Annotated in this window: 9 protein-coding genes; all 9 read left to right on the plus strand. The window is 50.9% G+C overall.

Annotated features, from left to right (window positions below; all coding sequences use genetic code 11):
* The first annotated feature begins 160 nt into the window (after positions 1-160).
* The 9 genes from VB741_RS13770 to VB741_RS13810 all read left to right on the plus strand — a co-directional run bounded on the left by VB741_RS13770 (position 161) and on the right by VB741_RS13810 (position 9,233).
* Positions 161-706 carry a hypothetical protein gene (locus tag VB741_RS13770; RefSeq protein WP_323365758.1) on the plus strand — a complete coding sequence of 182 codons (546 nt, stop codon included), beginning with the start codon at positions 161-163 and terminating at the stop codon, positions 704-706.
* Between the two features lie 146 nt (positions 707-852).
* Positions 853-1,317, plus strand: coding sequence for a GNAT family N-acetyltransferase (locus tag VB741_RS13775; protein WP_442786360.1), 465 nt, complete (start codon positions 853-855; stop codon positions 1,315-1,317).
* A gap of 88 nt (positions 1,318-1,405) precedes the next feature.
* Complete coding sequence (locus VB741_RS13780; RefSeq protein ID WP_323365760.1) at positions 1,406-2,233, plus strand: MOSC domain-containing protein; 828 nt, start codon at positions 1,406-1,408, stop codon at positions 2,231-2,233.
* 178 nt (positions 2,234-2,411) lie between these two features.
* Positions 2,412-3,374 carry a putative 2-dehydropantoate 2-reductase gene (locus tag VB741_RS13785; RefSeq protein WP_323365761.1) on the plus strand — a complete coding sequence of 321 codons (963 nt, stop codon included), beginning with the start codon at positions 2,412-2,414 and terminating at the stop codon, positions 3,372-3,374.
* A gap of 52 nt (positions 3,375-3,426) precedes the next feature.
* On the plus strand, positions 3,427-3,924 hold the full coding sequence (locus tag VB741_RS13790) for a WbuC family cupin fold metalloprotein (RefSeq protein WP_323365762.1): 498 nt from the start codon (positions 3,427-3,429) through the stop codon (positions 3,922-3,924).
* A complete protein-coding gene (locus VB741_RS13795) occupies positions 3,921-5,381 on the plus strand; it encodes an alanine/glycine:cation symporter family protein (protein WP_323365763.1) in 1,461 nt (486 codons plus the stop codon). The genes VB741_RS13790 and VB741_RS13795 overlap by 4 nt, the downstream gene beginning before the upstream one ends.
* Before the next feature lie 193 nt (positions 5,382-5,574).
* Positions 5,575-6,468, plus strand: coding sequence for a hypothetical protein (locus VB741_RS13800; protein ID WP_323365764.1), 894 nt, complete (start codon positions 5,575-5,577; stop codon positions 6,466-6,468).
* Between the two features lie 832 nt (positions 6,469-7,300).
* A complete protein-coding gene (locus VB741_RS13805; RefSeq protein WP_323365765.1) occupies positions 7,301-8,473 on the plus strand; it encodes a glycosyltransferase family 2 protein in 1,173 nt (390 codons plus the stop codon).
* A 259-nt stretch (positions 8,474-8,732) separates the two neighbouring features.
* On the plus strand, positions 8,733-9,233 hold the full coding sequence (locus tag VB741_RS13810; protein ID WP_323365766.1) for a glycosyltransferase family 2 protein: 501 nt from the start codon (positions 8,733-8,735) through the stop codon (positions 9,231-9,233).
* Positions 9,234-9,327 lie beyond the last annotated feature (94 nt).

The following is a 9,327-nucleotide window of genomic DNA, read 5'->3' on the forward strand; positions in this document are numbered from 1 at the left end:
CGAATCGACGCTTAAACTTTGAATTGCTAAGGGTTTGGGTGGCTTCGTAGTTCATCTGCCTAGGTGTAAAGCAATGAACCAAAACCTAAAAATCTACCATAGAAACTATTATGCAAGAGGTCTAATGATAATCTAGTGTTAGACACAGGTATCTAGAAGAATGACTATAGAGCTTACCCCCGAACAACTAAGCCTTCTTCCAAGCTATCGGTCAAGATGGCAACAGAGTGCGTTATCTTTAGACCCCCTACATCGTCCAACAGTAGCAGAAACCCTTAACACCGCTTACCGCTTGAGTGGATACCCCAGCCCAGCATTGTTCTTTTTTGATACTCCGCATCAGGCAATTGAACATTTAGGATTTCCGACAATACGAGAGCCCCTTGTGCTTGCGATGCTAGCCAGTCCTGTGATTAAACAAGTGCAGGCACAGTTTGCTCCACTGTTATGGACTCAATTTTGGCGACGTGGTGGACATTTGTATGCTGTTGAAATGAATCGCATGGTATCTGACCCCTTAGTGGAAACAGTTCGCGAGCGGTTTGGTATGTCTCTCCCCGATCCAATTGAACGGGCAGTTGAGGCTCAAAGCAGCATGATTAGCGATGGAGCATTGTTAGACTTCTGCATCACAGTTTTGGGTTGTACACACACCATGACAGAACACTGGCAAACGGTGACGGCATTGGTTCAGCAATGTTTTTGACATATTGCCTTTGAAGACATTTGTATTGTGTTTGAGTGTCCAGCTCGTTTCTGATTTGGCTATTCAACCATAGAGCGGCGATAGATTCAGCACGTTGTAATATGTCATTAATGACAACTGCATCACAAGTTCATGCTGATAAACTAGTGGAAATTAATTGGTCCTGGCAACAATTTAGCGACATCTCCGGAGAGGAAATGCACGAAATGCTCTCCTTACGACAGAAAGTGTTCGTAGTAGAGCAACAGTGTGCCTATTTAGATGCTGACGAGTTGGATCAACAATCGTGGCACCTATTGGGTCGAGGACAGGATGGACAATTAGTAGCCTATGGACGATTAAATTTCCCCAATACCAGATACCCCGAACCTTCTTTTGGGCGTATTCTAACCACCCAAGAAGTGCGAGGAACTGGGGCTGGACGAGAGACCGTGGAAAACTGCATCCAGAAAAGCAGGCAAGAATATCCGAGTTTGAATATTCGCATCGCAGCCCAGACTTATCTCACCCAGTTTTATCAAGACTTTGGCTTTACCCCTGTTGGCGCTCCCTATGACGAGGACGGTATAGAACACATAGATATGATTTTGAACCAACAGCACAAACCTTAGACAGCGCTGATTCTGTCCGTAAGCCCTGATACTGATGGGTTGACCGTGACCGTGATAGGGTTATGCGACTATGAGGTGAAAACTATCCATGACGCGGCAACTAATAGGCTCGATTGAAGCCCTCTGGCGCTATCCTGTTAAATCTATGCTGGGTGAAAAATTACAGGATTCAGCGGTGACACCCCACGGCCTCTTGGGTGATCGGGCCTATGCGCTGTTAGACGTTAATAGTGGCAAGATTGCTAGTGCCAAAAACCCAAAAAAATGGGCCAAGTTACTAGATTTTCAAGCAGCATTTACAGAGCCACCCCAGGAAAATGAGGCCATTCCCCCGGTCAAGATTGTTCTGCCCGATGGCAACTCCATTACAAACGAAACGCCAGAAGCCAGCAAAATTCTGTCCACCTCCCTGGAGCAAACCGTAGAAATTCTTTCCTCCGCACCAGAAGCCGCCAGCCTAGAGCAATATTGGCCTCTCGTCGAAGGAACAATGCACCAGGATGTGGTGACTCAACTATTCATGCCGCCGGGAACCTTCTTCGACTCCTGCCCAATTCATGTGATTACCACTGCAACCCTGGCCCGCTTACAGGAACTGTACCCAGAGGGACAATTTGATCCCCGACGATTTCGTCCCAATCTTGTGATTGAACCCAGTGCCGATGAAATCGACTTTTTGGAAGATGATTGGGTGAGGGGGACTTTGGCCATCGGCAATGCCGTCCGCCTCAGCATTGATACAGTCTGCCCTCGCTGTGTAGTCATAACATTAGCCCAAGCAGATCTGCCCAAGGACCTGGATATTCTCCGTACCACAGCCCGCTATAACGAGGTTGTCGCGGGTATCCGTACGTCGGTTATGCAAGGCGGCACCATTCATTGTAATGATCCCATCTGGCTAGAAAAAGCTGCCTAGCGGGGCATCAACTGAAGCCGGAAAATCCTGACTAGGTGGGGAGTCAGGAGCCAGAAGCCAGCGAGGCCCTGATTCCTGACTCCTGACTCCTGAATTCTTTCCTTAGGAAAACGTCCCGCTTTGAGTGGGTACTCCAATATTCACGTTGCCCCATACAATTGACTAGCAGATTTGACGAATGGATTTGAGGGAGGGCGACCCAGGAATGTCGGCTAAACGCTATGCCATTATTGGTACCGGAGCGATTGGGGGTTACTACGGGGCAAGGCTACAGCAAAGTGGCTGTGATGTGCATTTTCTGTTGCGTAGTGACTATGACCGGGTAAGAGAGCATGGTCTGGTGGTGGAGTCTGTGGATGGTGATATGGCCTTGCCCCAAGTCAATGGGTATAACAATCCAACAGCCATGCCGCCCGTGGATGTTGTTGTTATTGCTTTGAAAACAACGCAAAATCATCGTCTGGCTGAGTTAATGCCGCCGCTGAATGATAGTGCAGTGATCCTGACGTTGCAGAATGGTCTGGGCATTGAAGAGGAGATCGCTCAGCTGGGGTTGTCGGCACAGGTGATGGGGGGGCTTTGCTTTATCTGTTCTAACAAGGTGGGGCCGGGGCATATTCGCCATTTGGACTATGGCAAAATTCAGCTGGGGGCTTACAGCGCCACGCACCAACAGCTGGGGCTGACGGCAACCATGGAGGACATTGCCGAGGACTTACGGGGGGCCAACATTCCGATTGGGGTGACTGACGATCTGTTTATGGCGCGCTGGCGCAAGCTGGTGTGGAATGTGCCTTATAACGGATTATCGGTAGTGTTGGATGCTACGACGGAGGAACTGATGGCGGATGATGGGGTGCGATCGCAAATCCGCACCCTGATGGCCGAAGTCATTACCATCGCCAATACCTGGGTAGCCCAACCCCACCGCCAAATCCCCATGACCTTTGCCACGGAAATGTTCGAGGCCACCGCCCAGATGAAACCCTACCGCACCAGCATGAAAATAGACTTCGATGCCGGTCGCCCCTTGGAGGTGGAGGCCATTTTAGGCAATCCAGTCAGGGCAGCCGCTAAGTTAGGGGTGGCGGTACCGGCCATGGAGAAGCTGTATGAACAAGTGAGAGCGTTGGGCACCTAGACAATGGGTAGCCTCTTTCGTGACAATGTCCTAAGCAGACCGCCCCTAGCCCATGTCCGCCATCCTTAAACCCCTATCCCAAGAGCTGTTCAACAGCGTTTCGCAGCAGGCCGCCGCCCTGCCCCGCCTGCGGAAAAACCATAATTTCCACCAGCACCCGGACCGGGTACAGCGGTTTATCAATGTGCTCCAGCCCGGCACCTATGTGCGCCCCCACCGCCATGTGCGCTCTAGCGATGCCAACGGGTTTGAACTCTTTTTAGTGCTCCAGGGTGAAATTGGCTTTTTAGTCTTAGATGGACAAGGGCAAGTGGTACAGACTGAACGCCTGAGCGCCCAGGGACCGACCTACGGGCTGGAGCTGGAGGAAGGGCAGTATCACACGCTGATTGCGTTGGCTCCGGATACGGTGATGTTTGAAATTAAGGAAGGTCCCTACATACCGGCGGCGGATAAGGATTTTATGGCAAATTTTCCGCTGGAGGGCACCTTGGATGCAGAGCGTCAGGTGCAGGCCTGGGTAAACCTGTTTAGGCCATCACCACCTTGAACAAATTTTTTATTGCCATAGACCAAGGATTTGACCAGGTGGTGACCCTGCTGGAACACACCCTGTTTTTTCAGCTGTATGGCATGCCGCTGATTGTGTTGTGGCTGTTGGGAGGATCGGTGTATCTGACCCTGCGCATGGGGTTTATTAATGTGCGGGGGCTGGGCCATAGTCTGGCGGTGCTGCGGGGGGACTATGATGACCCGGAAGAGGTGGGGGAGATGAACCACTTTCAGGCAGTGGCGACGGCGATGTCGGCCACGGTAGGGTTGGGGAATATTGCTGGGGTTGCGATCGCACTCCAACTGGGCGGCCCCGGTGCAGTGCTATGGATGACCATCTCCGGTCTGTTGGGCATGACCACCAAATTTACCGAATGCACCCTGGCCCAACAGTACCGCCTAGTGAACGACAACGGCCAAGTGCTAGGCGGCCCCATGTACTACCTCAGCCAAGGTTTGGCCGCACGGGGCCTAAAACCCATGGGTCAACTGCTCGCCAGCGCCTTCGCCATCCTTTGCATAGTAGGAGCCCTCGGCGGCGGCAACATGTTCCAAGCCAACCAGTCGGCCATTGCAGTGGCCGACATGGGCCAACAGCTGCACTGGTCCTGGCTCAGCACTCCATGGGGCTATGGTCTAGCCCTATCCCTGGTGGTGGCTGCGGTGATCATCGGAGGGCTGCAGCGTATTGCCCAAGTGGCCTCCACCATCGTCCCCACCATGGTGGGCCTGTACCTGGCTGCTGCCCTATGGATTGTGTTTCACCACCTAGGAGACATCCCCATGGCCCTGGGACAAATCTGGCAGACTGCCTGGCATCCCGTGGCCATTGAAGGGGGCATCATCGGCGTCATGGTACAGGGGCTGCAGCGGGGTGTTTTCTCCAATGGTGCCGGGACCGGCGCAGCGGCCATTGCCCACGCCACCACCAAGAATCCTGAACCGGTCCGAGAAGGCATTGTCTCCCTGGTAGAACCCCTGATCGACACCGTCATCATCTGTAATCTGACCGCCTTAGTCTGTTTACTCACCGGGGTGTATCAGCCCAACACCCTGGTCAACGGCATCGAACTGGCCACCGCCGCCTTCACCACTGACATCCCCATGATGACCTGGGGGTTGCCCCTAATCGTCTGCCTATTTAGCTTTTCCACCATTATTTCCTGCTTTTACTATGGCGAAGCCTGCTGGCGCTATCTGCTGGGGGACTGGGGCCTGCTGTCCTACAAACTGCTCTACATTTTGAGCTGCTTTGGCGGCACCCTCATCAGTCTCGATACCGTCATTCGCTTTAGCGACATCATGCTCTTCGCCCTAGGCATTCCCAACATGCTGGGCCTGCTGCTGCTATCCAACCAAGTGGCCCACAGCCTAGACCACTATTGGCAACCTGGGCAACCTACACTCCAGCACCCCAGCGCCCTCACCCCGCAAGACCCACCCCCTGCACCTTAAATTCTGAACTCCCCGACCGAATCCACAGCAGGCCCTGCACCCAAATTCTGAACTCCCTGACCGAATCCACAGCAGGCCCTGCACCTTAAATTCTGAACTCCTTGACTAAATCCACAGCAACACTTTTTGAAAATGGGTGTAATCTATAGGCACCTTTGGGTCATTAGTACATTTATTGGGCTTTGGGCAGGCAATGGGTAGCGATGTTTTAATTTTGACCATTTACTTTTTGATAATCATCTACGTGCTTTACCAAATGGCCCTATCCGTCGAAAACACCCTGGAAGACAAATTAGAGGTAGCGCTGGATAGACAAGCATTGCTTGAGCAGGTCAACCTACAACTCAAGCACCTGCCCAGTCCCCAGCAGATTACAGCCAAGGTTGACCAACTGGAGATGAAGGGAATAAAGTTTCCCCCATTTCTAAACCTCAGCATCACGTCCCATAATGACCCCGATAATAAATTGCCGGTGATGGTGGATGTTGGCCCCACGGGAAAGATGCCCATAGCCAAGTCAATCAAGGATCTCAGCATATCTATCCAAAACATCACCGGGGATGCCCAGATTTTTGTCGATTGGGATAAAAGCTCGATTATCTCTGGCAAGGCGCGAAGAACCCAGCGAGTGATTCGCTCAGGGGTGCCCATTACGGGTGGTTTGCCCCAGGCCCAGTTATTGAGTGTGGTCAACCCAGGTGAAACCTTTATTGCCCAAGTTACCGGGGAAAACTGCCTAGGGTTTGATCCTGAGAGCCAAACCCTCCAAGCCAAACGCTCCCTGGTCGAAATGATGGATATCGCCGACTACATCACAGACATGATGGAATTAAACAGCGCACTGGGTGACACGGAGGATAAGCCGACCTCCCTAGCCTACGGTCTCAGGTTGATGATTGGCATTCGACAGATTACCTACCAACAGCAGAGCCAAACCACCTATCTCATGCTGCCGTTTGAGTTTAAGGCCATCCTCTTGGAAGATACCATTGCCTTTCCACCCCTGCGATGGCTGCTCAATCGTCCCCGGCCCGCCAATGCCCGCGATGCTTTGAGCACCTTACTACTCGGTCGCCCTAGGTCATAGGATCCATGGGCCATACCCTAACTGCGATCTGGCACTAATGGTGGCTCACTAATGGTGGTCATGGGGCTGAATGGAAAAGCCCCCCAGAAAGCCCCCCAGAAAGCACTCCACAGACATGCTTAACCTTCCAAAGGTCATGCCAGGTTATCACCAGGGTAATACTGACCTTGAAGTAATCCCCGTAAATACACGGTATTCGAAGGTGGATACTACTACATAAGACGTTCTCTCCGGCCAATTGCGAGAAATATTCTAATAACCATCAAAATATTTGAAATTAGGGTTGAAAATCTCATTTTGAGAAAACAAAAAAAAGATAGCCATTTATACTGAGTTTTCTTGATGGACCTCCCCCTATGATGGGTGAGAAGTCATCAAAAACCGCTGAACTCCACAGCTGGTGATTAGATTATTTTACTGACACCGGTCCTCCATGGCTGGTGTTTATAAAAAATCTCTCATCCCGATCGAGGGCTCCAACTACATCAGGGAAGATATTAGGAATAATTGAGATGTTGCTATCGTACAAATGTAGCTTGTCGCCATAGTGCGCAACATAAGCGATTCCTGGAACTCTTAAGTTGAAACGACTACGGACGATTTAGCTGGTCGCCTATAGTTCACAACATAAGCGATTCCTAGAACCCTTAAGTTAAAACAGCTATAGACGACACAAACCGATTGGTCCTCTGGGTTGACTAGCAGAGACTGGCGGCGTAAATCATTGTGGGCACCGGCAACGCCAACTATAAAACTGCATCTGGACTCAAGTCCACGGCTTAACTAGCCGCTACTATCCCATTGTCCCGTTGCAAAAATCTGGATAGTTCCCATGACTGCTCAACTTCTCCAACCGCGCACCATTCCGACAGCATCTGTTAAACCTTCCATTACGATTGTCGTTTCGCCGCGCGAGCGCTTTGGGTATACACAACAGTCTTTAGAAAGTATTTATAAGTATACTGCAATACCATTTGAACTGATATATGTAGATGCTGGATCGCCCAAGCATATCCATCGGTATTTGGTGAAAACAGCAGCCAAGCGGGGGTTTACCCTATTGCGCACCGACCATTTTCTCTCGCCAAACCAGGCCCGAAATCTGGGTCTCAGCCAGGTAACCACGGACTATGTAGTATTCCTCGACAATGATGTTCACGTCTCGTCTGGTTGGTTGGAAAAGCTCTGGCAGTGTGCCCAGGAAACAGATGCTACGGTAGTGTCTCCCCTCACCTGTGTGGGTAAACCACTCCACGATCGGATCCGTCTCGCCGGTGGTGAAGCCAGAATATTTATGGATATCAAAGGTGAGCAAATCCGGCGGCGGCTTTATGAAAAACGGTTTCTGGCTGATCGTTCAGCCGCTGTGATTAAGCACCAGCTCTATCGGCGTGCCTGCGAGTTTGCAGAGTTACAATGCATGTTGGTGAAGCGAGACATCTTTGAGCGCATTGGCTATCTGGATGAAAATCTGTTGAGCAGCCAAGAAGATATGGATTTTAGCCTGACCGTTAATCGGGCCGGGGGTCAAATGTTCTGTGAACCGGCTGCAGTGGTCACCCATGTGCCGCAAACGTCCTATCATTGGTCAGATCTGGCCTACTTTATGCTGCGCTGGAGTGATGCTTGGGAAGTGGAGAGTCTAATGCACTTCCAACAAAAATGGGACTTGGATATGGACCAGTATTTTCTGCAACGCTACAAGCAACTGGGTCATCGCCGTCGTCAAGCGTTTTTATATCCCCTGCTATATCAGCTGACTAAGGGGAAATCAGGGTCCCGACTAGAGGCGTTTGCTATTGCTCTAGAACGGTGGTTAAACCAGCTGATTACAGACCGCCATAGCAGACTATCAAACAACCCCGTCAGAAAATTAACCCCTGCCGATAGATCTCCTGGCGCTTTGGCTCGTAAATCCCTCAGGCAACAGCAGCTTCGACTATCTGCTCTCAATCAGCCAGGGGTTGCAGTTCGGATATCTCAACCTCCATTAATGGGCCATTAATTAATCGCCTATACGTTGGGTGGTAGGACGGCGTCCCGGCCCGGCCCATGGGAAGCCCCTGGGATTAGGGATACCTTGACTACTTCTGGAAAGGGAACTTGGAGGGACCCTAAGCAACATCGTTAAACTCCCCTCCAACAAAGCTACGTTTCCTAGACCGCCTCTGAACCTCTAGCCCCACAGGTTACTGAAGAGTCCCACTGTGGAATCCCCCTGCAGATTCCCGATGTAAATTCTGCCCTTCTTCACACCTTTGCAAATGAACACCCAAACCCTGACCAGAAGCGCCAGTACCAAGACAGTCTCTCCACCTTCAATCACCCTGATTGTTGCGCCCAGGGAACGTTTTAGCTACGTCCAACCATCCTTAGACAGCATTTACAGACATACTCGCTTGCCCTTTGAACTGATCTATATTGATGTCGATTCTCCTCGGTATCTTCGACATTATTTAGCCCAATCGGCGGCGGAAAGAAATTTTACGCTACTGCGTACCCAGCGATTTCTTTCGCCTAATCAGGTGCGTAATTTGGGGTTGCGTCATGCCACCACAGACTATGTATTATTTATCGATAATGATATGCATGTCTCTCCTGGCTGGCTCGAGCAGCTTTGGCAATGTGCCCAGGAAAACGATGCCACGGTCGTTTCACCGTTGGTTTGTGTGGGTAAACCACTCCATGAACGGATTCTGATGGCGGGTGGAGAAATTAAGCTTTTCCTAGAGACGGCACTGGTTCCGCCAGGTGGGTCAGCGTAAAGGCATGTTGTATATACGATAGACGATAATAGGTTCAGCAAAAGCTGATCTAATCTGGGTGGTGTTATGGATCTATTTTCTCATCCGTGTCCTT

This window comes from Leptothoe sp. PORK10 BA2 (assembly GCF_034932105.1).
Taxonomy (GTDB): domain Bacteria; phylum Cyanobacteriota; class Cyanobacteriia; order Phormidesmidales; family Phormidesmidaceae; genus Leptothoe.